A 26150-nucleotide genomic window follows, 5' to 3' on the forward strand; every position below is an offset into this window, starting at 1 on the left:
CGCTGAACATTCTCCGATGCGGACGTGCATCGCCAGGTGTGGGAATCACCTGCCTTTAGGCGGGTGAGGACGTCAAGGTCAGACCTCGAATTGCATGCCGTCGTGGGCGACCTCGATCCCGTGCTCGCGCAACTGCGCACGCTGCGCGGAACCGGGGTCGAGAATCGGATTCGTGTTGTTGATGTGCGTGAGGACCTTGCGCGTATGCGCGGGCAATGGCCGCAGCCGATCGATCATCCCCGGCTGCGCCGCGTCGCCGCACTGCGCGAGATGCCCCATCTCGGCCGCGTGCTTCGACGACAGGCCGAGGTCGATCATTTCCGTGCCGGTCCAGAACGTGCCGTCCACCAGCACGAGATCGGCGTCGCGCATCGCGGCGCGCACGTCGTCGTCGACGTCGGCGAGCCCCGGTGCGTAGAATGCCTGGCGGCCCGTGGCCGCATCTTCGATCAGGAGTGCGATGTTATCGCCGGGAACGGCCGCCGCGCGCCGCGGCGAATAAGGCGGCGGCTTGCTGGCGACGGGCACGGCGGTGAAGCGGATGCCGCCGGCGCCGGGAATCGCGAACGGTTCGCCCGGCGCGATCGGGTGGACGTCGACGCCGCAGTAGTGGCCGAGCAGCGGCACGAGCGGCAGCCCCGTCGACAAATCGTCGAGCACGGGGGCGCTTGCGTATAGCGGCAACGGCGACGTGCGTTCGCGCAGCATCAGCAAGCCCGTCACGTGATCGATCTGCGCGTCGCACAGCACGACGGCGACGATCGCACTGTCGCGGATCGCGCGGGCCGGCTGCAGGTCGGGATCGGCGCGTAGCTGCGCGAGGATGTCCGGCGACGCGTTCACCAGCACCCAGTCGACGCCGTCGCCGCTGACCGCGATCGACGATTGCGTGCGCGGCACGATGCCGTCGGTGCCGGCCCGCGCGCGACGGCAGTTGCCGCAGTTGCAGTTCCATTGCGGCAATCCGCCGCCGGCGCCCGAGCCGAGTATCTTGATCTTCATCTGCGTTTGCTCCCGGTGCCGCCCGCATCGTGTCCGTCGGTGTGGGCGGCACTGCGCGCGTCGATCAGCGGTTGGCGATGTACATCGTGATTTCGAAGCCGAAGCGCAGGTCGGTATAAGCCGGGGTGGTCCATTGCATGATGTGTCTCCTTGTTGAGTGGGTGAGTCGATTACAACCGCATCGATCGAGCGGCCGATACCTATTTAGCAAGGAGCGTGCCGGGGCCGGATTTGCGTCGCGCCGCGGTGCGCGAGGACGTGCGGCAGCCGCCGGGTGGTCACGACACCGACATTCTTTCCATTTGCATGCACTTTTATTTCATAAACCTTTCACATAAGGTTTGCGGCATGCGTGTCCGGTTGAGCAGGTGTTGAATCCTTGAACACCGGGTGTTGCAACCTGACACACCCGTGTGACAGTCGCGCCGCCGTCAGCGCTCGTCGGGCTCCAGCGCATCGGGCCCGACGGCCGGCATCTTGCGGTAGATCGTGTTGCGCGACACGCCGAGCGCGCGTGCGGCGGCCGACACGTTGCCGCCATGGCGCGCGAGCGCGGCCGCAATCGCGGACGCAGCCACGTCCTGCAAGCGCGCATCGCAGGCTGCGAACGCGGGCGCAGGCGCAGCCTGCGGCGGCGCGCAGGCGCCCGGTGCCGACGGCCCGTCGTCGGGCCGCACGTCGTCGAAGAAATCGTCCGGCAAATGCTCGCAGCGGATCTCGCAGTCGTCGTCGACCATCGCGGCCGCCGTACGCAGCAGGTTCGCGAGCTGCCGGAAGTTGCCCGGCCATGCGCAACGCTCGAACAGCGCCATCACGTCGGGCGCGACGCTCAACGGCCGGCGCCCGGGCCCCGACAGCGTTTCCCGTTGCAGCATCTTCTGGACGACCACCGCGAGATCCGTGCGGTCGCGCAGCGGCGGCAGGCGCACGACGAGGCCGTTGAGCCGGTAATACAGATCCTCGCGAAAGCGGTTCTGCGCAATCATGTCGCGCAGGTCGCGGTGCGTCGCGCAGATGATCGCGATGTCGACGCCGATCGCCTTCGTCGAGCCGAGCGGGTTGACGATGCGCTCCTGCAGCACGCGCAGCAGCCGCACCTGCAGCGGATACGGCATGTCGCCGATTTCGTCGAGAAACAGCGTGCCGCCGTTCGCCTGCAGCAGCTTGCCGGTCGCGCCCTTGCGGCGTGCGCCGGTGAACGCCCCCTCCTCGTAGCCGAACAGCTCGGATTCGATCAGCGTCTCCGGAATCGATGCGCAGTTGACGGCGACGAACGGCCCGTCGCGGCGCGGCGAGTCGTTGTGGATCGCCTGCGCGAGCAGTTCCTTGCCGGTGCCGGTCTCGCCGGTGATCAGCACCGGAATGTCCTTGCCGATCACCTTGCGGACTTTCGCGATCACCGCCGCCACCTGCGGATCGCCGGTGTCGAGATAGCTGAGCCGCGACAGGTTCGCCGCGCCTTGCGCAGCCGGCGGCCGCGCGGCCGGCGTGGCGCCGTCGTGCACTTCGGCGGGCCGGCTGCCCTCGGCCCGCATCGCGCGCCGGAACTGCACGCGCGCGCAGACCACCGCGCCGTTGCCGAGGTTCAGCGACACGTGCGGCTCGGTGCTTGCGCGCATCCGGTCGATCAGCTGCGCGCTCGTCACGTCGAACAGCGACGCGAGCGTATGCGCGCGCAGCGCGGCGAGCGGCATCCCGAGCTGGAACTGCGCGCTGCGGTTGGCCGACAGGAAACGGCCGTCCGCGGTGAACGCGACGATCCCTTCCATCAAGGTGCCGAGGAATTCGGGGCGGCCGTGGAACGACACCTGCAGCGTCTCCTGGAAGGTCGTCGTGAACAGGTGGTTCTCGATCATCTGCACCGACATCTTCGCGAGCGCCATCGTGTGCTGGTGATAGCTGCGGTGGTCGCCCGTCACGTCGAGCACGCCGATCGCGTCGCCGTACGGATCGAGGATCGGTACGCTCGAGCAGGTCAGGAAATGATTCGCGGCCAGGAAGTGCTGGTCGCCGTGCACGACCATCGGGCACAGCTCCGCGAGCGCGGTGCCGATCGCGTTGGTGCCCTGCCGGTTCTCCGCCCAGTTCGCGCCGGGGCGCAGCGCGACGCGTTCCGCACGCCGCAGGAAATCGTCGTCGCCGATCGAATGCAGGATCAACCCTTGCGCATCGGTCAGCACGATCATGCTTTGCGTATTGACGATCTGCTCGTGCAGCGTCTCCATCACGGGCATCGCATGCACGCACAGCACGCGGTTCTGCTCGCGCTTGAGCGCCAGCGCGGCGCCGGACAGCAGGTCGTAGTCGGGACGTGCCGTCGCCTGCAGGCCGAACGTCTCGGACCGCTCATGGGACTTCTGGATCGTCGGCGTCGGCCAGCCGGGCGCATGCGTGGCCCGTGCGTTGGCCGTCGGATGAACGTCATCGCGCATTGTCTCCTCCGGGGATCCTTCCGGTCGGTGCCGGACTGTTTGTCCTGAATCAAGCAAACTTCGGGCCACGCTGCCTACGATGCTCCGGCCGAGCGTCGTGTATCGCTGCGTCGATGCCGAATGAAAGCTAGATGCAAGCAAGCGCCCGGCGCTCGCGACGCAAGCGGCGCGACGACTGCCGACGCGAGATCCATTGCGAATTCACCCGTCGCCGTTACCGGTCGATTCCGATCGTCGTCGCTGGCGCGATTCTGGCTTTGACGTCGGTCAAACCCCGGCCGGTTTGGACTCCCCTGCCGCATCGGCCATTACCCTGACTCCGACGTCTCGACGACATGACGCACCGACCGCGCCGCGCTCCTTCCACCTCCCCGCCCGCCCTGTCCCGCGACGCATGCCGGATCGCATGGACCGAAGCCGGCAATCCGCTCGGCCAGCCCGTCGTCGTGCTGCACGGCGGCCCCGGCAGCGGCAGCCGACCCGCGGCCGTGCTGCCTATGTTCGATCTGACGCAGGCGCGCGTCGTGCTGGTCGACCAGCGCGGCGCGGGGGCGTCGACGCCGCGCGGCGGCCTGCGTCACAACGATACGATGCGGCTGATCGGCGACCTCGACGCGCTGCGCGCGCAGCTCGGCATCGTACGCTGGAGCGTCGTCGGCGGATCGTGGGGCGCGGCGCTCGCGCTCGCGTACGCGGGACGGCATCCGTCGCGCGTGACCGGCGTCGTGCTGCGCGGGTTGTTCCTCACGTCGACGCGCGAAGTGCGCGGGCTGTTCGTCGGCGCGCGTGCGCGGGCACCGCGGGCATGGCAGCGCCTGGCCGCCGCCGCCGGCACCACGCGTGCCGATCGCCTGATCGGCTGCTGCGCGCGGCGTCTGCAGCCGGGCGCCGGCGCGGCGCGGCAACGCGCGCTCGCGCTCGCGTGGAGCGCGTACGAAGACGCAATCCTGACCGGGCGGCCGGCACGCGGTGCGCGCCCGACCCAGCGCACCGTCGACCGGCTGATCGACAAATACCGGATCCAGGCGCATTACCTGCAACGTGCGTGCTGGCTCGGCGAGCGTCAACTGCTCGCGCTGGCGCGACAGGCCGCACAGGCCGGCGTGCCGTTGCATGCCGTGCATGGCACGCGCGACCGCGTATGCCCGGTCGACAACGTCGACCGTCTCGCGCGCGCGGTGCCGGCCGCCATCGTCGAACGCGTGCGGGCCGGGCATCTCACGAGCGACGATGCGCTCGCGCGTGGCGTCGCGCGCGCGGTGCGCGCGATGCTGACCGCCACCGCGGACGCACCACCGCAGGCCGGATCGCCCGCTCAGTCCCACGCATAGCGCGCGCCGACCCAGCCGCCGAGCATGCCGCCCGCGCGCCGGGCGACGAAGCGGCGCTTCGACGCTTCGGTTTCCTTCATCTCCATGTCTCCTTCCGCCATTTATTTATGTCGTTATCCGTAACGATGCATGGACGGCAATCAACGCTGCTTTGATCGGCCGGAGCTGTGGATGCAACCGGAACGGTCATCGCGCTGTGTCATCGCACGCGATCGTCGTTGAGTTCGACAGCGGCAAGAAGCTTGCGGCCGGTCGCACTGCCCGGCGGGCCGCATGTGGCCGCTGCCACGCAGCATCGCGCGCCTCTTGCAGTTCGTGTCACCGCTGTCGCATCTGTGTCGATCTGGATCAGTGGCGCGGCAGCACCGGCCGTCACGCACGCCACCGCATGCGCGGCCCGCGGCTGCCGGTTGCGTGCGCCCCCATCGCGGGCCGACACCGAGAGCGATCGGTTCGCCCCGTCGACGACGATTCCCCGTCTTGCGCCGCGCGTGCATGCCTCCAAAGACGGCCCCGAACGAACACGCTCCGTCATGCGCGACGCGCCGCGCACCGCCATCGACGCACTGTCATGTTTCGCAACACTCCGCCCGCGGCTGTCCCCGAACGCAACACCCGCGGATCACCCGCGCTGCGTCGCACGCGTCGCCGCCACGCGCCCAATCGGCCGCTACGCCTTGCGCGGCAAGCCGCCCGCCGCAGTGGCATGCGACTTGCGTGACTGGCTGCGCACTGGACCCGGATCCCCCCCCCTGCCGGCCCGGCCATGTGTTGGCCGCGGTGCGACCACAATGACTCAGGAGACAACCATGAAAAAACTCTCGGCTTCGACGAGCCGACTGGCAACGATCGGAATCGCGGCAGCCGTCGCCATCGTCTTGAATCCCGGCCTCGTGGACGCCGCCGCGGACTATCCGGCCGTCACGTACCAGCGCCTCACGGACGCGCAACGCGATCCGGGCTGGCTCACCTACTACCGCACGTACAACGGCCAGTCGCATTCGCCGCTCAAGCAGATCGACCCGTCGAACGTGAAGCAGCTCACGCAGGCGTGGAGCTACAAGTTTCCGGCCGAGTTGAAGCAGGGTTTCGAAGCCACGCCGATCGTCAACGGCCGCTACCTGTTCGTGACCACGCCGAAGGACAACGTGTACGCGTTCGATGCGGCCACCGGCGCGCAGCTGTGGAAATACGAACCGAAGCTCGGCGCGGTATCGTTCAAGACGGCCTGCTGCGACGTCGTGAACCGCGGCGTCGCGCTGTACGGAAAGAACGTCTACGTCGCGATGCTGAGCGGCGAAGTGGCCGCGCTCGACGCGCAGACCGGCGCGCTCGTGTGGAAGAAGCAGATGTTCGAGCCGGGGCTCGGCTACGCGTTCTCACTCGCGCCGCTTGCGATCGACGGCGCGATCGTGGTCGGCAGCGCGGGCGGCGAGTACGGCGCGCGCGGCTTCATCGCCGCGCTGAGCCCGAACGACGGCACACTGCTGTGGAAGCGCTTCACGATCCCCGGCCAGGGCGAGAAGCACGCCGATACCTGGCCCGACGGCATGCAGGCGCACGGCGGCGCACCGGCCTGGCTGACCGGCACCTACGACGCGGCGACGCGCACGCTGTACTGGGGCGTCGGCAACCCGGGGCCGTGGCTCGCGGACCTGCGCCCGGGGGACAACCTGTACTCCGATTCGCTGCTCGCGCTGGACCCGAAGAACGGCGACCTCAAGTGGCATTACCAGTACACGAAGCACGACACCTGGGACTACGACGGCGTCAACACGCCGGTGCTCGCGACGATCAAGTACAAGGGCAAGGAACACGACGCGATCATCCACGCGGACCGCAACGGATATTTCCACGCGATCGATCGCGACACCGGCAAGCTGATCTATGCGGAACCGTTCGTGAAGGCGACGTCGGTCACCGGCTACACGGAAGACGGCGCGCCGATCCAGGATCCCGCGAAGTATCCGAAGGTCGGCACGACGATCGACACGTGCCCGAGCTTCCTCGGCGGCAAGAACTGGTGGTCGGTGTCGTACGACCCGCAACGCCATCTCGCGATCGTGCCGGCGCTGCATGCGTGCATGAGCCTGTCGGGCAAGTCGGTCAACTACATGGAAGGGCTGCCGTATCTCGGCGAAGGCTTCGAGATCAAGCCCGAGCCGGGCAGCGAAGGCTACGGCGAACTCCAGGCGATCGACGTGAACACCGGCAAGAAGGTATGGAGCCACTGGAGCAAGCTGCCGTGGAACGGCGGCGTCGCGACGACCGCCAGCGGCCTCGCGTTCAGCGGCTCGCTCGACGGCCACCTGTACGCATTCGACGTGTCGACCGGCAAGGTGCTGTGGGAAAGCCCGAAGCTCGCGAGCGGGATCATCGCGCAGCCGTCGGTGTTTGAAGTCGACGGCAAGGAGTACGTAGCAGTACTGGCCGGCTACGGCGGCGCGAACCCGATCTGGGGCGGCCCGATGGCCAAGGCGGCGGACGACGTGCCGCGCGGCGGCACGCTGTACGTATTCGCCCTCGACCGCGGCTGATCTCCACCCGGCCAACCGTATTGCGCCCGCGCCGACGGCGCGGGTGTCTCCCCCGTTTCCAACCGAGCGACGATCATGAACCTTCCACTTTCCCGCCTCGCCGTGGCCAGTGCGCTCGCGGCAGGCACGGTGCTGCTCCCGGTGCCGTCCACGGCCGCGACGCCGGTGCGCGTCTGCTCGCTGCCCGGCACGCCGACCGCCGCGCTCGACAAGGCCGTCGCCCGCGACGTGTTCCGCACGGCCGGCATCGCCGCCACCTTCTCCGCGCACGACGCGGGCGGCGGCGACGACGACGGCGTGTCCGCGCACGAGCTCGCCGGCATTCTCGAACGCGAATGCGACGTGCTCGCCGGCTTCCCGCGTTCGGCGATCGCCGACGCATCCGATACGAAGCTGCTGTTCTCGCAGGGTTACCTGCGCTCGGGCTACGTGAGCGTCACGCGCCGCGACGCCGGCACGCCGACGGCCGGCCGCGAAATCGTCGCGGCCACCTACGCGAGCCCCGCGCAATTGATCGCGGTCCAGCAGAAGGACGCGCGTTTCGATCTCGAGAACACCTCCGAGCAAACCGTCGACGCGGTCGCCCGCGGCCGCGCGCATCGCGCGATCGTCTGGTATCCGGCGGTCGTCGCGTATCAGGCCGCGCATCCGAAGCAGGCGTTCCATATCGGCGCGACGTCGTCGCCGTATGCCGAGTGGCAGCTCACGTTCGCGTTCGCACCGCGCTCGGCCGCGCTGCAGCAGCGTATCGACGCGGCCCTCACGCAAATGAAGAACAACGGCCGGCTCGCCGCGCTGACCCGCAAGTGGGCGCTGCCCGGCAGCGCGCTCGAAGCGCACGAGTCGCGCACGCCGACGCGCTTCCTCGATGGCGCGACGGCCGCCGGCGGCCGTCACCCGGGCGGCCTCGTGCGGGCGCGCAACGCGACTGCCGGCGGCGGCTTCATCCGCGTCGCGGCAGGCACCGGCGACGCCGCACCCGCGTTCGATGCCGCACAGGCCGCGCACGGCAAGGAACTCTACGGCAATGCGTGTGCGAAGTGCCACGGCGCCGACCTCGAAGGCAACACCGCGCCCGCGTTGAGCGGCACGTCGTTCGCACCGCTGTCGCATTCGCACCTGACGATCGGCGGCGTGTTCGGCTACATGGCGACCAACATGCCGGCCGACCAGCCCGGCAAGCTCAAGGACGACGAATACGCGGACCTGATGGCCTTCCTGCTCGCGTCGAACGGCTATATCGGCGGCAAGAACAAGCTGACGGCCGATGCCGCACGCGCGTCGACCGCGCCGCTCATCGCCGGTCCCGCCGCACACAAGGACGCGAACGCGAGCCAGTAACACCGGGCAAGCGGCTTCGCCACGCGATGCGGGCCGCGCCCTTCCCCACGATTTCATCTCGACCAGGAAACGACCGTGACGCACTCGACCTCCCGCAGAACCTTCATCGTCAACACCATCGGCCTGTGTGCCGCGCTCGCCGCCGGGCGCACCGCCTATGCGGCGGCGCCGCTCGTCGACGAGAACGACGCCGCCGCGAAGACGCTCGGCTATCGCGCGCATGCGTCCAGCGTCGACGCCGCGCAGTTCCCGAAATACCAGGCCGGCCAGCGCTGCTCGAACTGCCGCTTCTACAAGGGCGAAGCGGCCGATGCGAGCGGCACGTGCCCGATGTTCGGCGGCAAGTCGGTCGCGGCTGACGGCTGGTGCAACGTGTATGCGAAGCGCGCGTGACGCATCGCGCGACGGGATGCCGGCGCGGCACGCGGCGGTGCCCACGGCCGGCCGCGACGACGGTGCAGCGCCGCACGCCGTCGCGCATCTCCATGCGCTGATCGCGGCTGGCCTGTCGCGCGGCTTCGTCACGCGCGGCGACATCATCGACGCACTGCCCGACGATGATGCGAATGACAGCGGCGTCGATGCGGTGGCGGCGGTGCTCGACGAACTCGGCATCGCGGTGTGCGACAGCGCCGATACCGCGAGCGGCTGGACGCTCGAGCGCTACTTCCGGCCCGTGCCGCCCGCGCGCGCATGGGCCGACGGCGCCGGCACGCTCGCCGCGGCCGACCTGCTCGCGCCGCGCACGACCGATCCGGTCCGGCTGTACCTGCGCGAGATGGGCACGACGCCGCTCCTTACGCGCGACGAGGAGTTCGCGTACGCGCAGCGGATCGAGCGCGGCCGCGCCGCATCCGCCGCGGTGCTGTGCGGCGACCCCGATGCGCTCGACGCGCTCGTGTCGATTCGCGTCGAGATCGCGCAATGCCGGACCGCCGCGTCGACCCATGTGATCTTTCTCGACGACGGCCGGCGCGATAACACCACGGCCGATCACCCCGACGCGGGCGCGTCGGCCACCGCCGCCGGCGAACCCGCGCGCGACGACGACACGCAGACCAATACGCAGACCGAGGATTCCGCCTGGCGCAACGCCGTGGTGGCGCGGCTCGCATGCATCGATGAACTCGCGCACGGCATGCGCGCGGCGCTGGCGTCTGGCGGCAGCGCTTGCGCCGCGTATCGCGCGCACGTACGTGACGCCACGGCACTGCTCCGCACATTGGGCTTGTCCGCGCGCGCGATTGAGCGAATGAGCGAGCCGTTGCGCGCCCGCGCACGCCGGCACCGCGCGTTGCGGGGCCGGCTCGAGCGGATGCTGGCCGACGTGGGTGTCCAGCCGTCGTTCGCGCAGGCGGCTGACGACGATCACGCCGGCTGGCTCGCGTCATGCGTCGCCGCGCACCCGGCCTGCGCGGCGACGCTGACGAGACGGGCGGCCGAGTTCGTCGATGCACGCGATGCGATCATGCGGGCGGCGCCCGCATCGGAACTGCCGCCCGGCACGACCGCGTCGCTCGATGCACGGCTCGGCGCGATCGAACGCGCGGTGCAGCCGGCGAGGACGGGATTGTTCGATGCGAACCTGCGGCTCGTCGTGTCGATCGCGAAGCGCTATCCGGATCGCGGCCTGCCATTCGCGGACCTGATCCAGGAAGGCAACATCGGGCTGTTGAAGGCGATCGAGCGCTACGACTACCGGCGCGGTTTCCGGTTCTCGACTTACGCGACCTGGTGGATCCGGCAGGCGATCACGCATGCGCTTGCCGACCTCGGCCGCACGATCCGCGTGCCGACGCATACGGTCGACGCGCTGAACAAGCTGACGCGGCTAGCGCGCGAGCATCGCCAGCGGGCGGGCACGGCCGCGACGCCGGCCGAACTGGCCGTCCACATGGGCGAGCCGGTCGACAAGGTGCGCGACCTGATGGCCATCGTGAAGGAGCCGGTCTCGGCCGACGTGTCGGTCTCGCCGGAAGGCGACATGACGTTCGCCGACGTCGCGCCGGACACGACGACGCCCTCTCCCGAAGACGCGGCCGGCGCCGCGCAATTGCGCCGCACGATCACTGCCGTGATCGACCGGCTGCCGCCGCGCGAGGCGATGGTCCTCAAGCTGCGCTATGGGCTGCACACGGACGAAGGCTGCTCGCTGCGCGACATCGGCCGCCAACTGAACCTGTCCGCCGAACGCGTGCGGCAGATCGAGGCGTCGGCGCTCGCCCGTCTTCGCGCGTCCGACACGCTCGGCCTGCTCCGGTCGTTCATCGCGTAGCACGCGAGCGGCGCCGCGCGCGGCGCTCATCGCACGCCGTGTTGAAGCCTGCAACACGTCTGCTGCATTTCGACGCAAGCGGAAGGCCCACTGGTACACCGAACGTCCTCGTTCCAACTGCTTTGCAGTGCAGATCGAACGGCGGAAACAGCATGGCAACGCGCACACAAGCCGTTCCGGCCGAATATCCGAGCGATTGGCATGCAAGTTGCGTTTCAACCAAGGCCAACACCCTGCGATTTCCATGGAGAACATCTTGACCGCCCTCGTATCGATCCTTCAGGAACGCCGGATCTTCGAACCGACGGCCGACACGCGCGAGCACGCGACCATTTCCGGCATGCCGGCCTACCAGGCGCTGGCCGCCGAAGCGGAGTGCGATTACGAGGGCTTCTGGGCGCGTCTCGCCCGCGAGGGCCTCTCGTGGCACAAGCCGTTCACGAAGGTGCTCGACGAGCGCGACGCACCGTTCTACAAGTGGTTCGACGACGGCGAACTCAACGCGTCGTACAACTGCCTCGACCGTCACGTCGAAGCCGGCAACGGCGAGCGCGTCGCGGTGATCTTCGAGGCCGACGACGGCACCGTCACGCGCGTCACCTACGCCGATCTCCTCGCACGCGTGTCGCGCTTCGCGAATGCGCTGAAGAAACGCGGGATCGCGAAGGGAGACCGCGTCGTCATCTACATGCCGATGTCGATCGAAGGCATCGTCGCGATGCAGGCCTGCGCGCGCATCGGCGCGACCCACTCGGTCGTGTTCGGCGGCTTCTCCGCGAAATCGCTGAATGAGCGGCTCGTCGACGTCGGCGCGGTCGCGCTGATCACCGCCGATGAACAGGCGCGCGGCGGCAAGACGCTGCCGCTCAAGAGCATCGCCGACGAGGCGATCGCGATGGGCGGCTGCGACGCGGTGAAGAGCGTGATCGTCTATCGCCGCACCGGCGGCAAGCTCGACTGGCACGCCGGGCGCGACCTGTGGATGCACGAACTCGCCGACGCCGAGTCCGACACGTGCGCGCCGGAGTGGGTCGGCGCCGAGCATCCGCTGTTCATCCTGTATACGTCGGGCTCGACCGGCAAGCCGAAGGGCGTGCAGCACAGCACCGGCGGCTACCTGCTGTGGGCCGCGCAGACGATGAAGTGGACCTTCGACTGGAAACCGACCGACGTGTTCTGGTGCACGGCCGACATCGGCTGGGTCACGGGCCACACGTACATCACGTACGGCCCGCTCGCGTGCGGCGGCACGCAGGTCGTGTTCGAGGGCGTGCCGACCTATCCGGACGCCGGGCGCTTCTGGAAGATGATCGGCGATCACAAGGTCACCGTGTTCTACACCGCGCCGACCGCGATCCGTTCGCTGATCAAGGCCGCCGAAGCCGACGACAAGGTGCACCCGAAGAGCTACGACCTGTCGAGCCTGCGCATCATCGGCACCGTCGGCGAGCCGATCAATCCGGAAGCGTGGATGTGGTACCACAAGCACGTGGGCCAGGAACGCTGCCCGATCGTCGACACGTGGTGGCAGACCGAAACCGGCGGCCACATGATCACGCCGCTGCCGGGCGCGACGCCGACGGTGCCGGGTTCGTGCACGCTGCCGCTGCCGGGCATCATGGCCGCGGTGGTCGACGAGACCGGCCAGGACGTGCCGAACGGGCAAGGCGGGATCCTGGTCGTCAAGCGGCCGTGGCCGGCGATGATCCGTACGATCTGGGGCGACCCGGAGCGGTTCAAGAAAAGCTATTACCCGGAGGAACTCGGCGGCACGCTCTATCTGGCCGGCGACGGCACCGTGCGCGACAAGGACACCGGCTACTTCACGATCATGGGGCGCATCGACGACGTGCTGAACGTGTCGGGCCACCGGCTCGGCACGATGGAGATCGAGTCGGCGCTGGTCTCGCATGAGCTGGTGGCGGAGGCGGCGGTGGTCGGCCGTCCCGACGACACGACGGGCGAGGCGGTGGTCGCGTTCGTGGTGCTCAAGCGTTCGCGTCCGGAGGGCGAGGAAGCGGCGGCGCTCGCGAAGACATTGCGCGACTGGGTCGGCAAGCAGATCGGGCCGATCGCGAAGCCGAAGGACATCCGCTTCGGCGACAACCTGCCGAAGACGCGCTCGGGCAAGATCATGCGGCGCCTGCTGCGCTCGCTCGCGAAGGGCGAGGCGATCACGCAGGACACGTCCACGCTCGAGAACCCGGCGATCCTCGATCAGCTCGGCCAGTCGCGCTGAATCACAAGGCCGGCACCGGCCGGCCCCACCCGACTTCCTCGACGCACGCGCGTTCCGGCGCCCATCCGGGCCATGAACGCGTCGTGCGCGGCCGACACCCGGCCGCGCACGTGCGTCCCGCCGCGCCCCACCCTGCGTGCGCGGCCTGCGCGACGGACCCCGCCATGCGCGGCGTGCGTCGCATCCCCTGTTCGATGCATGGACGTACAACAACACTGGAGACATCCCAATGAAAAGCAGAATCGTGATCGGTTGCGCCGCGCTGGCGGGCGCGATAGCCAGTACCGGCGCCTTCGCGCAAAGCAGCGTGACGCTGTACGGCAACCTCGACGCCGCATTGCTGTACACGAGCAAGACGCTCGACGCCGCCACCGGCGCGAACGCAGGGCATCAGTTCGCGATGACCGACACCGGCATGACGCCGACGACCTTCGGGATGACCGGCACCGAGGATCTCGGCGGCGGCCTCAAGGCGAAATTCCAGCTCGAAAGCGGCTTTGCCGTCACGAACGGCGCGTTCGCCCATTCGAACGGCAACTTCTTCGGCCGCCAGGCGTGGGTCGGGCTCGACGGCGGCTTCGGCACAATCAAGGCCGGCGTGCAGTATTCGCCGTTCCTGCTCGCGATCTTCGATTCGGATCCGCGCAGCTTCTCGCACTTCGGCAGCGGGCTGATCAACTACGTCGACAACGTGCTCGTGACGGGCCTGTTCAACCCGAACGCCGTGTCGTATACGAGCCCGACGATCGCCGGCCTCACCGGCAGCGCGATGTTCGCGTTTGGCGGCAAGGCCGGCGACTTCCAGGCCGGACGCCAGTATTCGGCGAGCCTCAAATACGAGCATGACGGCTTCATGATCAACGCCGCGTTCTACGACGGCAACGACGGCACCAACCCGACGCCGACGCCGAGCACCGTCGCGTTCGTCGGACGTACGATCGGCGCCGCGTACCGGTTCGGCCCGCTCACCGCGAAGGCGTCGTTCGCGAGCTACAAGGTCGGCGGATCGTTCAGCAACAACGTGTACGGCGGCGGCCTCGACTACCAGGCGACGCCGGCCGTCGACCTGAACGGCGGCGTCTGGTTCACCAGCGATCGCAACGACACGGCCAATCATTCGCTGCTCGCGGCCGTCGGCACCACCTACAGCCTGTCGAAGGCCACCGCGCTGTACGCGCAGGTCGCGATGGTCAACAACCACGGCGCGATGAACACCGGGCTCGGGATCAACAACGCGCTTTACGCGGTCACCGGGACGACCGTCGGCGCGAACCTCGGGATTCGCCACCTGTTCTGATGCGCGCAGGCGGCGGTTCCCTTCGCCGAACCGCCGCCTTTCTGCATTCGCAGTCCGAAGCATCTTGCGCCGCTTTCGGCGCGCGACGGCGCGTCCGGATTCGGCGCGGCTTCCGTCGCGCGTGCGAATCCGTGCACGATGTATCGGCCGCAGCGGCCGCGTCATGCCCGCACGATCGCGCGACGTGCCGCGCCCCTCGCGTCGTGACACCGGTATAGACCGCCATCGGCGCAGCCGGGACCGCCGGCCCCTTGCCGGGGCCGGCACGACGAGTTGCCCGCCTGCGCCATCCGTGTCGTTTACGACCGGTTTCCGGGCGCATGACCGATAGTCCGCTTTCCCCGTTTCTCTACACTGCTTCACACCAACACACCCTTGCCGGGTGTCCCGTGGCGCGCGCCGCGCCCTCGACATCACGGCGATCCAGAGACAACCGCCTTCGTCCCCGACGGTTCCGCGCCCGCCCCGCCGTGCGCGCCGGTTCGGCCAGCCGCGAAGGCGCCTTCCAGGAGCGTTCATTGAGTTCATCGCAAGCGCACCCCGCGAAAGCCCGGTCTTCGCGCAAGGCCCTGAAGCTGGACGACATCACGATCGTCGACCCGGCCGTCCTGAAACGCGCGGTCGGGGCCATGGCGTTCGGCAACGCGATGGAATGGTTCGACTTCGGCGTCTACAGCTATATCGCCGTCACGCTCGGCAAGGTGTTCTTCCCGTCCAGCAGCCCGTCCGCGCAGTTGCTCGCGACCTTCGGCACGTTCGCGGCCGCGTTCCTCGTACGCCCGCTCGGCGGCATGGTGTTCGGCCCGCTCGGCGACCGCATCGGCCGCCAGCGCGTGCTCGCCGCCACGATGATCATGATGGCCGTCGGCACCTTCGCGATCGGCCTGATTCCCAGCTACGCGTCGATCGGCATCATGGCGCCCGTGCTGCTGCTCGTCGCCCGCCTCGTGCAGGGCTTCTCGACCGGCGGCGAATACGGCGGCGCCGCCACCTTCATCGCCGAGTTCGCGACCGACAAGCGCCGCGGCTTCATGGGCAGCTTTCTCGAGTTCGGCACGCTGATTGGCTACACGCTCGGCGCGGCTACCGTCGCGGTGCTCACGGCCACGCTGTCGCAGGAAGCGCTGTTGTCGTGGGGCTGGCGCGTGCCGTTCTTCATCGCCGGGCCGCTCGGCCTCGTCGGCCTGTACGTGCGGCTCAAGCTCGAGGAAACGCCCGCCTTCAAGAAGGAAGCCGAATCACGCGAAGCGGACGAACGAGCGCGCCCGAAGCAGTCGTTCGGCACGCTGCTCGTCGAACAGTGGAAGCCGCTGCTCCAGTGCGTCGGCCTCGTGCTGATCTTCAACGTGACCGATTACATGGCGCTGTCGTACCTACCGAACTACCTGTCGGCGACGCTGCACTTCAACGAGACGCACGGCCTCTTCATGGTGCTGCTCGTGATGGTGCTGATGATGCCGATGACGCTCTACGCGGGCCATCTGTCCGACCGCGTCGGCCGCAAGCCGGTGATGATGGCGGGCTGCGTGGGCCTGCTCGTGCTGTCGGTGCCGGCGCTGCTGCTGATTCGCACGGGCGGGATGCTGCCCGTGTTCGGCGGGATGCTGATCTACGGCACGCTGCTGTCGACCTTCACCGGCGTGATGCCGTCCGCGCTGCCCGCGCTGTTCCCGACGCGAATCCGCTACGGCGCACTCGCGATCGGCTTCAACGTGTCGGTGTCGCTGTTTGGCGGCACGACGCCGCTCGTCACCGCGTGGCTCGTCGATCGCACCGGCGACCTGATGATGCCGGCCTACTACCTGATGGGTGCGTCGTTCATCGGCATCGTGTCGGTGCTCGCGCTGCGCGAAACCGCGCGGCGACCGCTGCCCGGCTCCGCACCGTGCGTCGCGAGCCGTGCGGAGGCGCAGGACCTGATTCGCCGCGGCGCAGACGAAGGCCGCGTGCGCGACCGCAAGTTCACGCCGGTCGGCGAACGCGCGTAACGCGCATCACGCAGGCCGCATGACGCAAGCCCGCATGACACGACGCCGCGCGGCACCTGCCGCCGGCGTCGCGCGCATGACGATCAGCCCGCCGCGAGCTGCTGCTCGTCGAACCAGTCGAGCAGCATCCGCGTGACGAACGCGGGATTCTCCAGGTTCGAGATATGGCCGGCGTCCGGCACCAGCGCGTGGCGGCAGCCGATCACGCTCGCCATCTTCACCGTCTCGGACGGCGGCCGCGCCATGTCGCCCGCGCCGCACATCAGCAGCGTGCGTTCGGCGTCCAGGTCGGCGAGCGCGGCGAGCGTATCGGCCCGCCCGAAGATCAGCCGGCCGAGCGGGGCGATCGATTCCCGCAACCGGTCGGGCGGCAGCTTCGCGAGCGCCGCGCGAAACGCGCTCGGCACAGGGTCGGCCAGGTTCACGTCCGGCCGGAAGAACAGCGGCACGATCGCATCGAGCAGCGGTGGCACGATGCTGCCGGCGGCCTCGATCGCATCGAGCATCGCGAAGTAACGCAGCCGCGTCGCGTCGGGCTCGGCCTCGAGCGACGCATCCATCAGCACGAGCGAGCGCACGCGCCGCGGTTCGCGCAACGCGAGCCGCGCACCCCACATCCCGCCGACGCTGAGCCCGACGACCGCGCATTGCTCGATATCCAGCGCATCGAGCAACGCGCTCGCGTGTGCGGCGAGATCGTCGAGCGTGCGCGTGCCGTCGGGCAGCGGGCCCGACGCGCCATGCCCCCACAGGTCCGGCACGATCACGCGATAGCGGCTGGACAACGCATCGATCTGCGGCGCCCACATCGCCGCGTCCCACAGATAGCTGTGCCCGAGCAGCACCGGAAAGCCGGTGCCGTGATCCTGGTAATGCAGGGTGCTGTGATGGATGGTCAGTGTGGGCATCGCGCCTCCGGGTTCATGGACGTATGGAAGATCGACGGCGGCCCGCAACCGGGCGCCGTGGTCAGCCGCGTATTGTGACGCATGCGAAGCGGCGACGCCGCGATCCGAACACGGCCGCTCGGATCAGCCACTCACCGCGCCCGCGCAATCCGGAACACCGACATCGCGGCCTGCATCGAACCGGCCTGCTGCTCGAGCGCGCTCGCGGCGGCACTCGCCTGTTCGACGAGCGCCGCGTTCTGCTGCGTCATCTGGTCCATCTGCGTGACCGCCTGGCCGACCTGGTCGATACCGGCGCTCTGCTCGACGGTGGCCGTCGTGATCTCGGTCATGATCGTCGCCACGCGCCGCACCGACGACACGATCTCGTCCATCGCGCGCCCGGCTTGCGACACGAGCGCATTGCCGTCGCGCACGTCGTCGATCGACGCGCCGATCAGCTGCCGGATCTCGCGCGCGGCGCCCGCGCTGCGCTGGGCCAGCGTGCGCACCTCGCCCGCGACGACCGCGAAGCCGCGGCCGTGCTCGCCCGCGCGCGCCGATTCGACTGCCGCGTTGAGCGCGAGGATGTTGGTCTGGAACGCGATGCCGTCGATCATTCCGGTGATCTCCGCGATCTTCTGCGAGCTCGTGTTGATCACGCCCATCATGTCGACGGCGCGGCCGACCAGTTCGCCGCCGTGCTGGGCGAGGTCCGCCGCGCTCGCGGCAAGCGTGCTCGCCTGCTGCGCGTTGTCCGCGTTCTGGCGTACCGTCGACGTCAGCTGCTCCATGCTCGCGGCCGTCTCCTCGAGCGACGCGGACTGCTGTTCGGTGCGGCTCGACAGGTCGAGGTTGCCCGCGGCGATCTCGCGCGCGGCGGTATGGATCGCGTCGCTGCTGTCGCGCATGCCGGTGACGGTCGTCGCAAGGCCGGCCTGCATCCGCTTCATCGCCGCGAACAACTGGCCGATTTCGTTGCGGCCGGCATCGGGCACGTTCACGGTCAGGTCGTTCGATGCGATCCGGTCGAGCAGCGCGGCCGCGTTCGCGAGCGGGCGCGACACGATCGCGCGCAGCGCGAAGTGCGTCGCGGCGATCAGCGCGAGCGCCAACGCGACACCGATGCCGACCATCGCGACGATGCGCGTGTACGCGGCGTTGTCGTCGTCGATCGTGTCTTCCGCGAGCTGGTTGGCCGTGCGCTGGAATTTCTCGACGTTCGCCGAATACACTTGACCGGCAAGCGTGATTTCCTTGTCGTTGATCTCGGCATATGCAGCGGTATCGCCGTTGCGCAGCGCGTCGCTCGCGCGGGCGAGGACGCCCGCGAGATGTGTCGACGATTCGACCAGTGCCTGCTTCAGGTCGGCACCGAGGCTGCCGATCGGCGCGGTGTCCTTGAACGCCTGGGTTTCCTTCGCGGATAGATCGAACGTGCGCTGCGCGCTTTGCAATGCCGAGTCGCGCTGCGCCGGGTCGTTGTGTTCCTTCAGTGCCGAATACGCGCGCACGAGCGCCGAGCGGGTACGCGTGCTGTCCTTGTACGCATCGTTGACGAGCAACGTCTGCGTCGCGATTGCGTGCAGGCGCTTCGCGTTCATGTTCGCGCTGCCGAGCGCCACGACCCCGACGATGCCGCCGACGATGATCATCGCTGCAAACGTGGCCAGCACGGCGAGCAAACTGTTTTTTACCTTCAGATTGCGCATGGTGAATCGACTCTCGAAGTTGTCCCTAGTCGGTTAACGACAGCGGCTGGTTCAACTTGAGTCGATCGCGCTTCGTCGCGCGGATCAGTTCGTCCCGTCGTACGTGACGATCTCGACCCAGTTCGCGCCCTTGCCGACCGGATACTTGCCGATCGCGTCGAGGCGGCCGGTGTGCCGGTCGATCCGGTACACCGCGAGCGCGGGCGACAGTTGCCCGGCCGCGAGCAGGTACGTGCCCGACGGATCGATCGCGAAGCCGCGCGGCTGCCGCTCGGTCGCGAACGTACCGATCCGCGCGAGCTTGCCCGACGCCGCATCGACCCGGTACGCCGCAAGCGTGCTCGACGTGCGCTCCGACGCGTAGAGGAATTTGCCGTCCGGCGTCAGGTGCAGGTCCGCGCCCCACGGCTTGTCGCCATGAAAGTCCGGCGGCAGGATCGACACCGTCTGAATCGGCCGCGCATCGGCGCCGCCATGCGACAGCGCCAGCACGTGCAGCTTGCCGTCGAGCTCGTCGATCAGGTATGCGAACCGCCCGTTCGACGAAAACACGAAATGGCGCGGGCCCGACTTCTCGGGCAGCCGGTACGCAGGCTCGGCCGTGTCGGTCAGCTTGCCGGTCGACGCATCGAACGGCAGGCGCAGCCACGCATCGGCGCCGAGCACCGACGCGAACGCGTAGCGGCCGTCCGGCGACTGGCGGATCGCATGCGCCATCGGGCCGGTCTTCACGGTCTGCTGCACGTCGCCGGCCACGCCGTTCTCGGCGATCCGGTTGACCGCGAGCAGGTTGCCGCCGTACGACGCGGAGAACAGGTAGCGGCCCGACGCATCGGTCGACACGTACGCCATGCTGTCCGCGAGCGGCGCGCGGCCCAGCTCGATCAGCCGCCCGTCGAGCGGATTGATCGCGAAGCTGACGACGCGATACGGCGTCGAGCGCAGCGCCGCGTACAGCCGTTGATGATCGGGCGACAACGCCATCGGCATCACCGTGCCGTCGACCGGCACGGTTTCGATCGCGCGCAGCGCGCCGCTCGACGTGTCGACGCCGAACACCGAGATGTCGCGGCTGTCGCCGTTCGATACGTACGCATACGTCGCGGCATGCGCGAGCGATGCGGCCAGCGCGAATGCGGCGGCCGCGACGGCGCGCCATGCTGTCTTGTGGTTCATGGGAATACGCTATCCGTGATACGCGATACGTGAAAAAACCGTCGACGTGATGACGGCGCCGGAGGTCGTCCGGCGCCGCCACAGGCAAGGCCAGGTGGTCAGAACACCGCGTGGCCGCTGATCAGGCTCGGCAGCCACGTCGAGAAGAACGGCATATACGTGACGATGTTGATCGCACTGAAGATCGCGAGGTAGTACGGCCACGCCATCTTCGTCGTCTCGCCGATCGACACGTTGCCGATCGCGCAGCCGACGAACTGCACCGAGCCGATCGGCGGGTGCACGAGGCCGAGCGAGCAGTTCAGCAGCAGCATGATCCCGAACTGCACCGGCCCGACGCCGCACGCCATCGCGATCGGCAGGAATAGCGGCGTCGTGATCAGGATGTGCGCGGCCATGTCGACGAACGTGCCGAGGAACACCTGGATGATGTTGATGTACAGCAGCATCAGCCAAGGAGCTGCGGTCGACTGCTTCAGCAGCCCTTCGATCGCATCCGGAATCTCCAGGTACGACATCTGGAAGCGCAGCATGTTCGACACGGCGATCAGCAGCAGCACGACACCCGTCGTGCGCGCCGCATGCGACAGCGCACGGCGCAGCTTCGCGACGGTCAGCGTGCGGTACACGATCGCGGTCAGCACGAGCGAATACACGACGGCGATCGCGGCCGCTTCGGTCGCGGTGGCAATGCCCTTCGCGACGCATACGAGGATGATCGCGATCACCATCAGGCCCGGCACCGCGCCGACGAAGCTGCGCAGCACCGCATACCAGCCCGGGAACGACGGCAGCGCGGACGAACCGTCTTCACGGCGCGGATAGCCGTGACGCACCGCTTGCCAGTACGCGGCGACGAGCACGAAGCCCATCACCCACAACACCGGCAGCAGCCCGGAGAACAGCAGGTCGCCGATCGACACGCCGCTCACCTGCTGGCCGTGCAGCATCCCCGTGATCCCCTGCGCGGCGAACGCGTAGATGATCATGTTGGTCGACGTCGGCATCAGCGCGCCGGCGAGCGACGCGTGGGTCGTCACGTTGACCGCGTAAGCCGCGCTGTAGCCTTCGCGCTTCATCAGCGGAATCACCACGCCGCCCATCGCCGACGTATCGGCCGTCGGCGAGCCCGACACGCCGCCGAACAGCGTGCATGCGACCACGTTGGCCATCCCGAGGCCGCCGCGGAAATGGCCGACGGTCGCCTGCGCGAAGCGCAGGATCCGGTCCGCGATCCCGCCATGCAGCATCAGCTCGCCGGAGAAGATGAAGAACGGCACCGCGAGGAACGAGAACGCGTTCATTCCCGAGATCATCGACTGCATCGCGGTCGCGATCGGCAGCCCTTCGACCAGGTAGGTCAGCACGCAGGAAATGCCGAGCGCGAACGAGACGGGCACGCCGAGCACGAGGAAAATCAGAAAACTGACGGACAGGATCGCGAGTTCCATGGCGTTATTGTCCCGACGAAGAACGACGAAGCGCGAGCAGGTGCTCGAGCGAGAAGAGGACGATCGCGATCGCCGCGGGAATCGTGATCAGGTAGCGCACGCCTTCGGGCAGCCCGATGATCGGGATGCGGTCGCCCATCGTCTCGGCGGCCATGCTGCCGCAGCCGACCATGATCGCAATCGCGAACGCGATCAGGCTCAGGTGCTGGATCGCGATCACCACGGTGCGCGGGCCCGGCGACAGGCGCCGCACGAGCGAGTCGAGGCCGATGTGGCCGCCGTCGCGCACCTTCATCGCCGCGCCGAACATCGCGATCACGATCACCAGCAGCAGCGCGATCGGCTCGACGAAATCGGGCGCGTTCTCGAACACGTAGCGCATCACGACTGCGTAGAACACCAGCAGCGTGAGCGCCGCGAGACACAGCGACGCGACCACGGCCAGCGCGCGGAACAGCAGGTCGTTCGCGCAGCGCAGCAGCGGCGCGGCCGCGCGCGGCCGGCCCGGCGCCGCACCGTCCGCGGCGGCCGCGTCCGGCGCGCCCACGGCCGCCGCGCCGTTCAGGGAGGTGCGACGGGTCACTTGGTTGCCTCGATCTCGTCGACGATCTGCTTCATCTGCGGCGTCTTCTCGTACTTCGTCCACAGCGGCTGCATCGCCTTCACGAAGGCCGCGCGATCGACCTGCGCGGCCGGCAGAATCTTCGCGCCGCCCTTCGTCACCGTCTGCTGCGCCGATGCCTCACGCGCGGTCCACAGCTTCTGGTAGTACGGCACCGAATCGGCCGCGGCCTTCCTGATCGCGGCCTGCTCCTGCGGCGACAGCGTGTCCCAGATCTTCTTCGAGAACACCAGCACTTCCGGCGTCATCGCGTGCTGCGTCTCCGAGTAGTCCTGCGCCACCTCGAAGTGCTTGGTTTCCTCGTACGACGGGAGGTTGTTTTCCGCCGCGTCGACCAGGCCCGTCTTCAGGCCCGTGTACACCTCGGCGAACGGCATCGGCGTCGGCGTGCCGCCCATCGCCCTGATCTCGTCGACCATCAGGTCGGATGGTTGCACGCGCACCTTCAGCCCTTTCATGTCCGCCGGCGTGCGCACCGGACGCTTCGCGTAGATCGAGCGCGCGCCGCTCTCGTAGAACGTCAGCGCGATCATCCCCTTCGCCGCAAACGCGTCGAGGATCTTCTGGCCGGCCGGGCCGTACATCGCCTTGCGGAAATGGTCGACGTCGCGAAACAGGAACGGGAACGACGGGATCAGCGACTCCGGCACGATCTCGTTGAACGACGCGCCGTTCACGCGCGCCATGTCGATCGCGCCGATCCGCACCTGGTCGACCGTGTCCTTCTCGGAGCCGAGCGCGCTGTTGCCGAACACCTTGATCGAGTCCTTGCCGCCCGTGAGCTTCGACAGCTCGTCGCCCATGTACTTGACCGCCATGTTGGTCGGGAAGCTGTCGCCGTGCACGTCCGCCGAGCGGAATACACGGGCCTGCGCGGACATCGCGAAGCCGGCCATCAGCGCGACGGCCAGTGCAGTACGGGAGCGGGTGAATCGGTGCGTCATCGTCAGTCTCCTTGTTGGTTGCTCGCTATTTGGCGGCGATTCGGGCGGCTTGCGCATAGGTCGGGCGTGGGCCTTTGCGGCACCGCAGTCATACGTTGTATGACGTGTCGGAGCGAATGTACGTCGGTTAATCGTTTAACTCACTTGGTGCATACCCCTATAAGCGCCTCTGGAGCGGGTTGCCGACCGGATAATGGGAAAAGCCTTCTCTGTTTAGCTGGACGCCGGCGAAACGTTTTCCGGAAATAGGCCCGTATTTGAAGCGGCGCGGGATTGTGTCGTTTTCCCGATGCCAAGCGCCGTCTTTCGCTTCCCTTCCACTCGTTATAGGATGACTGATCACAATGCCCTCACGGTCGGCGCCGCCACGAAACCCCCGCCCCGCCCCGATTGACCCGCAACGCGCGTCCCGCAGCAAGGCGTTCGTCGACTTCCCCGGTATCGACCAGTCGAACGCGTTCGGCTCGACATGGGCGCCGTCGTTGTAACGACGACGCGATGACGTCGATTCTCCCTTAGTCACGCGGGGCGTCGAGTCGTCCCTGCCGGCGCGCCTGTCATGTGCGCTTCCGGTTCACGGGGCGGACATCGCGGGCGTGTCGTCGCAGCGGGCACGCACGATGCGTGCTCGCCGCGACGTCGGAAACGCGAAAGGAGGTGTGCGATGCAGACGACCAGAACGTCGGCGGGGCAGAGTCAAGACCCTCAAGACCCGCCGTTGAATCCCGGCGACGAAGGGCCGCCCGATGCGCCGGGCGTCGGCGAGGATCTGTGCAGCGTGTGCCGCGGCACCGGTATGGTCGAAGGTCAGCCGTGCACGATATGCGGCGGGACCGGCAAGGTGCTGCAGGGAATCGGCGGCGGGTAAGAGAACGTGAGCGGTGCAAGCGGGATTCGGCGACGCCGGGACGGACGGTGGGCCGTGGGCCGCGGGCCGCGCATCGCATGCGACCCCGCGTCAGCGCCGGACGCTAGTGCGGCACGTCGGCCATCGCGCCCCGCACGGGTTCAACGACCCAGCCGCCGGTCGCGCAGGAACGCATTCAACTCGCCGCCTGCATGCTCGATGTGACGCTTGAGCAGCGACGCCGCCGCGCGCGCATCGCCCTTGCGGCACAACGCGACGAGTTCGGCGTGTTCGGATTCGGCCACGTCGCGCGCGGCCTCGGATAGCGACAATTGCACGCGCGTGTAGCGGTCGGTCTGTTGCAGCAGCGACGCGACGATCGCCGTCGTCTTCGGCTGGTCGGCACGCGACAGCAGAAGTTGATGCAGTTCGGTGTTCAGTTCGCCCCAGCGTCCGGACTGGCTCGCATGCAGCACTTCGCTGTATTCCGCGAGGATTGCGTCGAGCCGCGCGAAATCGTCGGCAGTGAGCTTCGGAATCGATTTTTTCAGCAGCACGGGTTCCAGCAGCGCGCGCAGTTCGAACAGTTCGGTGATGTCCTCCGGGGACAGCTCCGAGACGATCGCGCCCTTGTGCGGCAGGATCTTCACGAGCCCTTCGCTCTCGAGCTGCACGAGCGCTTCGCGCAGCGGAATGCGGCTGATGCCGAGTTCGGTCGCGAGCGCATCCTGGCGGAGTTGATAGCCGTCGACATACTCCCCTGTCAGGATACGGCGGCGCAATTCGTTCGCTGCGGCTTCGGCGCGCGTGGCGTAGACAAGAGCAGGGCGTTTCTCGTTCATGTTGCGGTTCGGACTGGGGAAGGCGGCCAGGCAAGCGCCGGTGCGGCGGCGGATATTGCATATTTTCTACAATATTAGCAGAGCGGTCTTGGGGGGAACGCGCGGCGGGCGCAGAGTGCGTCGTGCTGCTGCCATGCCGCCGCGCCCTTCGGTCGGCCAACAAAAGGGCTCTCCGTGGATGTCGCTTGCCGACCCCAAACTGCCTCTCGAACCGCCGGGACTTGAACGGACGGTTCCGACCTAGCCGCCGTTCACCAACCAGCGCCGTCAAAGGCCGCTTTGAAGTGACGACCGGCCGCGTGTTTCCGGCGTTGCGAGCCAATGTCGAAGTCGTCGCTACATCGCGGAATTCTGTGCGAAGGTTCTGCTTGCCACGTCTGAGATAAAGTCGATCACGGCGCGAATCGCGGGCGAATGTCGGAGATCGGCATGCACCACAAGCCAGATCTCACGAGAGAATGACGCCCCATCGAACGGCAGCCGTTGCAATTCAGGATCGCTGTCACCCATGAAGACGGGTAGCCCCGCAACACCCGCTCCCGTGCGGGCCGCCACCTGCTGCGTCGTGATATCGCTGACTTCGCAGACGATGCGGCGGCCTTGAGCGATCGACTGGAGCCATTGCTGATGCGGCATTTCTGCGAATTGTGCTTCGTAAGCAATGAATGCCCAGTCGTCGGGTGTTGACGCATGCGCATATTCGCGGCTCGCATAAAGGCCGAAAGCCATCTCCCCAAGCTTGCGCGTGACATTCTGAGGTTCCTCGGGGCGAACGAGGCGCACGGCGAGATCCGCTTCGCGACGTCCAAGGGAAATGCGCTGTGCCTGGCTGGCGATCGCCAAGCGAATTGCCGGATGTAGTCGCGCGAATTCATGAAAGTGATTCGCGAAGAGATTGTTTGCGAGGACCGGCGGCACGCTGACCGTAACCACGCCGTGCAAGGACGTCTGTTCCGCGAGCGCGAGGCGCTCGATCGAAAACGCGCGCTCCTCCATTTGCTCCGCGAATTCCAGAATGAGCTTGCCTGCCGATGTCGGCCGACACGCGCGCGGCAACCGGTCGACCAGGCGCATCTTCAGTTCGGCTTCGAGCGCGCTCAGGCGACGGCTGACTGTCGCATGATCGACATTCAGACGTCGTGCCGCCGCGGAGAGACTACCGGTTTGCGCTACGGCGACGAAATAGCGAAGGTTTTCCCAGTCGAACATCTGTGCATTTTCTCCAGG

Annotated in this window: 20 protein-coding genes; 9 read left to right on the top strand and 11 right to left on the bottom strand. The window is 68.0% G+C overall.

Annotation, left to right across the window (positions count from 1 at the left end; all coding sequences use genetic code 11):
- Nucleotides 1-78: 78 nt before the first annotated feature.
- From pqqB to SB786_RS22435, 3 genes are all read right to left on the bottom strand, one after another.
- Nucleotides 79-1002, bottom strand: a complete 924-nt coding sequence (gene pqqB / locus SB786_RS22425) for a pyrroloquinoline quinone biosynthesis protein PqqB (RefSeq protein WP_410729394.1) — start codon at nucleotides 1000-1002, stop codon at nucleotides 79-81.
- Between the two features lie 64 nt (nucleotides 1003-1066).
- Nucleotides 1067-1141, bottom strand: a complete 75-nt coding sequence (gene pqqA / locus SB786_RS22430) for a pyrroloquinoline quinone precursor peptide PqqA (RefSeq protein WP_006410019.1) — start codon at nucleotides 1139-1141, stop codon at nucleotides 1067-1069.
- A gap of 292 nt (nucleotides 1142-1433) precedes the next feature.
- Entirely contained in the window at nucleotides 1434-3434 is a 2001-nt protein-coding gene (locus tag SB786_RS22435) for a sigma-54-dependent Fis family transcriptional regulator (protein WP_410729395.1), read from the bottom strand.
- 335 nt (nucleotides 3435-3769) lie between these two features.
- Here SB786_RS22435 and SB786_RS22440 point away from each other — a divergent pair, with 335 nt between their 5' ends.
- From SB786_RS22440 to proP, 8 genes are all read left to right on the top strand, one after another.
- Nucleotides 3770-4765: an alpha/beta fold hydrolase gene (locus tag SB786_RS22440; RefSeq protein WP_410729396.1), complete on the top strand. Its 996-nt coding sequence runs from the start codon at nucleotides 3770-3772 to the stop codon at nucleotides 4763-4765.
- An 809-nt stretch (nucleotides 4766-5574) separates the two neighbouring features.
- Nucleotides 5575-7302 carry a methanol/ethanol family PQQ-dependent dehydrogenase gene (locus tag SB786_RS22445; RefSeq protein ID WP_410729397.1) on the top strand — a complete coding sequence of 576 codons (1728 nt, stop codon included), beginning with the start codon at nucleotides 5575-5577 and terminating at the stop codon, nucleotides 7300-7302.
- Nucleotides 7303-7377: 75 nt separating this feature from the next.
- Nucleotides 7378-8643 (top strand): c-type cytochrome, encoded by a 1266-nt coding sequence (locus tag SB786_RS22450; RefSeq protein ID WP_410729398.1) that lies wholly within the window; start codon nucleotides 7378-7380, stop codon nucleotides 8641-8643.
- A gap of 75 nt (nucleotides 8644-8718) precedes the next feature.
- On the top strand, nucleotides 8719-9036 hold the full coding sequence (locus SB786_RS22455; protein ID WP_410729399.1) for a high-potential iron-sulfur protein: 318 nt from the start codon (nucleotides 8719-8721) through the stop codon (nucleotides 9034-9036).
- 16 nt (nucleotides 9037-9052) lie between these two features.
- Nucleotides 9053-10918, top strand: a complete 1866-nt coding sequence (locus SB786_RS22460) for a sigma-70 family RNA polymerase sigma factor (RefSeq protein ID WP_410729490.1) — start codon at nucleotides 9053-9055, stop codon at nucleotides 10916-10918.
- 244 nt (nucleotides 10919-11162) lie between these two features.
- Complete coding sequence (acs, locus tag SB786_RS22465; RefSeq protein WP_410729400.1) at nucleotides 11163-13157, top strand: acetate--CoA ligase; 1995 nt, start codon at nucleotides 11163-11165, stop codon at nucleotides 13155-13157.
- A 229-nt stretch (nucleotides 13158-13386) separates the two neighbouring features.
- Entirely contained in the window at nucleotides 13387-14454 is a 1068-nt protein-coding gene (locus tag SB786_RS22470) for a porin (RefSeq protein ID WP_410729401.1), read from the top strand.
- A gap of 518 nt (nucleotides 14455-14972) precedes the next feature.
- Nucleotides 14973-16442: a glycine betaine/L-proline transporter ProP gene (gene proP, locus SB786_RS22475; RefSeq protein WP_410729402.1), complete on the top strand. Its 1470-nt coding sequence runs from the start codon at nucleotides 14973-14975 to the stop codon at nucleotides 16440-16442.
- A gap of 83 nt (nucleotides 16443-16525) precedes the next feature.
- On the opposite strand, the gene SB786_RS22480 is transcribed toward proP, so the two are convergent.
- The 6 genes from SB786_RS22480 to SB786_RS22505 all read right to left on the bottom strand — a co-directional run bounded on the left by SB786_RS22480 (nucleotide 16526) and on the right by SB786_RS22505 (nucleotide 23234).
- Entirely contained in the window at nucleotides 16526-17350 is an 825-nt protein-coding gene (locus tag SB786_RS22480; protein ID WP_410729403.1) for an alpha/beta fold hydrolase, read from the bottom strand.
- Between the two features lie 131 nt (nucleotides 17351-17481).
- The gene (locus SB786_RS22485; protein WP_410729404.1) at nucleotides 17482-19041 is read right to left on the bottom strand and encodes a methyl-accepting chemotaxis protein; all 1560 of its coding nucleotides are present in this window, start codon (nucleotides 19039-19041) and stop codon (nucleotides 17482-17484) included.
- Nucleotides 19042-19125: 84 nt separating this feature from the next.
- Nucleotides 19126-20217: a lactonase family protein gene (locus tag SB786_RS22490; RefSeq protein ID WP_410729405.1), complete on the bottom strand. Its 1092-nt coding sequence runs from the start codon at nucleotides 20215-20217 to the stop codon at nucleotides 19126-19128.
- A 98-nt stretch (nucleotides 20218-20315) separates the two neighbouring features.
- Complete coding sequence (locus tag SB786_RS22495) at nucleotides 20316-21668, bottom strand: TRAP transporter large permease (RefSeq protein ID WP_011661000.1); 1353 nt, start codon at nucleotides 21666-21668, stop codon at nucleotides 20316-20318.
- A gap of 4 nt (nucleotides 21669-21672) precedes the next feature.
- Nucleotides 21673-22251 (bottom strand): TRAP transporter small permease, encoded by a 579-nt coding sequence (locus SB786_RS22500; protein WP_410729406.1) that lies wholly within the window; start codon nucleotides 22249-22251, stop codon nucleotides 21673-21675.
- Entirely contained in the window at nucleotides 22248-23234 is a 987-nt protein-coding gene (locus SB786_RS22505) for a TRAP transporter substrate-binding protein (protein ID WP_410729407.1), read from the bottom strand. Before SB786_RS22505 ends, SB786_RS22500 begins: the two co-directional genes overlap by 4 nt.
- A gap of 664 nt (nucleotides 23235-23898) precedes the next feature.
- Between SB786_RS22505 and SB786_RS22510 the strand changes: the two genes are divergently transcribed.
- Complete coding sequence (locus tag SB786_RS22510; protein WP_006759901.1) at nucleotides 23899-24102, top strand: hypothetical protein; 204 nt, start codon at nucleotides 23899-23901, stop codon at nucleotides 24100-24102.
- A gap of 140 nt (nucleotides 24103-24242) precedes the next feature.
- Here SB786_RS22510 and SB786_RS22515 read toward each other — a convergent pair whose 3' ends face one another.
- Nucleotides 24243-24923, bottom strand: a complete 681-nt coding sequence (locus SB786_RS22515) for a GntR family transcriptional regulator (protein ID WP_006750619.1) — start codon at nucleotides 24921-24923, stop codon at nucleotides 24243-24245.
- 336 nt (nucleotides 24924-25259) lie between these two features.
- Entirely contained in the window at nucleotides 25260-26132 is an 873-nt protein-coding gene (locus SB786_RS22520) for a LysR family transcriptional regulator (RefSeq protein ID WP_410729409.1), read from the bottom strand.
- Nucleotides 26133-26150: the final 18 nt, after the last annotated feature.

The organism is Burkholderia sp. SIMBA_062, assembly GCF_046534765.1.
Lineage (GTDB): Bacteria > Pseudomonadota > Gammaproteobacteria > Burkholderiales > Burkholderiaceae > Burkholderia > Burkholderia ambifaria.

What these genes read in the sequence shown, in the direction of transcription:
- pqqB (WP_410729394.1), bottom strand. Translation starts at nt 1,002, where the DNA reads ATGAAGATCAAGATACTCGGCTCGGGCGCCGGCGGCGGATTGCCGCAA.
- SB786_RS22435 (WP_410729395.1), bottom strand. Translation starts at nt 3,434, where the DNA reads ATGCGCGATGACGTTCATCCGACGGCCAACGCACGGGCCACGCATGCG.
- SB786_RS22440 (WP_410729396.1), top strand. Translation starts at nt 3,770, where the DNA reads ATGACGCACCGACCGCGCCGCGCTCCTTCCACCTCCCCGCCCGCCCTG.
- SB786_RS22445 (WP_410729397.1), top strand. Translation starts at nt 5,575, where the DNA reads ATGAAAAAACTCTCGGCTTCGACGAGCCGACTGGCAACGATCGGAATC.
- SB786_RS22450 (WP_410729398.1), top strand. Translation starts at nt 7,378, where the DNA reads ATGAACCTTCCACTTTCCCGCCTCGCCGTGGCCAGTGCGCTCGCGGCA.
- SB786_RS22460 (WP_410729490.1), top strand. Translation starts at nt 9,053, where the DNA reads ATGCCGGCGCGGCACGCGGCGGTGCCCACGGCCGGCCGCGACGACGGT.
- acs (WP_410729400.1), top strand. Translation starts at nt 11,163, where the DNA reads ATGGAGAACATCTTGACCGCCCTCGTATCGATCCTTCAGGAACGCCGG.
- SB786_RS22470 (WP_410729401.1), top strand. Translation starts at nt 13,387, where the DNA reads ATGAAAAGCAGAATCGTGATCGGTTGCGCCGCGCTGGCGGGCGCGATA.
- SB786_RS22480 (WP_410729403.1), bottom strand. Translation starts at nt 17,350, where the DNA reads ATGCCCACACTGACCATCCATCACAGCACCCTGCATTACCAGGATCAC.
- SB786_RS22485 (WP_410729404.1), bottom strand. Translation starts at nt 19,041, where the DNA reads ATGCGCAATCTGAAGGTAAAAAACAGTTTGCTCGCCGTGCTGGCCACG.
- SB786_RS22490 (WP_410729405.1), bottom strand. Translation starts at nt 20,217, where the DNA reads ATGAACCACAAGACAGCATGGCGCGCCGTCGCGGCCGCCGCATTCGCG.
- SB786_RS22495 (WP_011661000.1), bottom strand. Translation starts at nt 21,668, where the DNA reads ATGGAACTCGCGATCCTGTCCGTCAGTTTTCTGATTTTCCTCGTGCTC.
- SB786_RS22505 (WP_410729407.1), bottom strand. Translation starts at nt 23,234, where the DNA reads ATGACGCACCGATTCACCCGCTCCCGTACTGCACTGGCCGTCGCGCTG.
- SB786_RS22510 (WP_006759901.1), top strand. Translation starts at nt 23,899, where the DNA reads ATGCAGACGACCAGAACGTCGGCGGGGCAGAGTCAAGACCCTCAAGAC.
- SB786_RS22515 (WP_006750619.1), bottom strand. Translation starts at nt 24,923, where the DNA reads ATGAACGAGAAACGCCCTGCTCTTGTCTACGCCACGCGCGCCGAAGCC.
- SB786_RS22520 (WP_410729409.1), bottom strand. Translation starts at nt 26,132, where the DNA reads ATGTTCGACTGGGAAAACCTTCGCTATTTCGTCGCCGTAGCGCAAACC.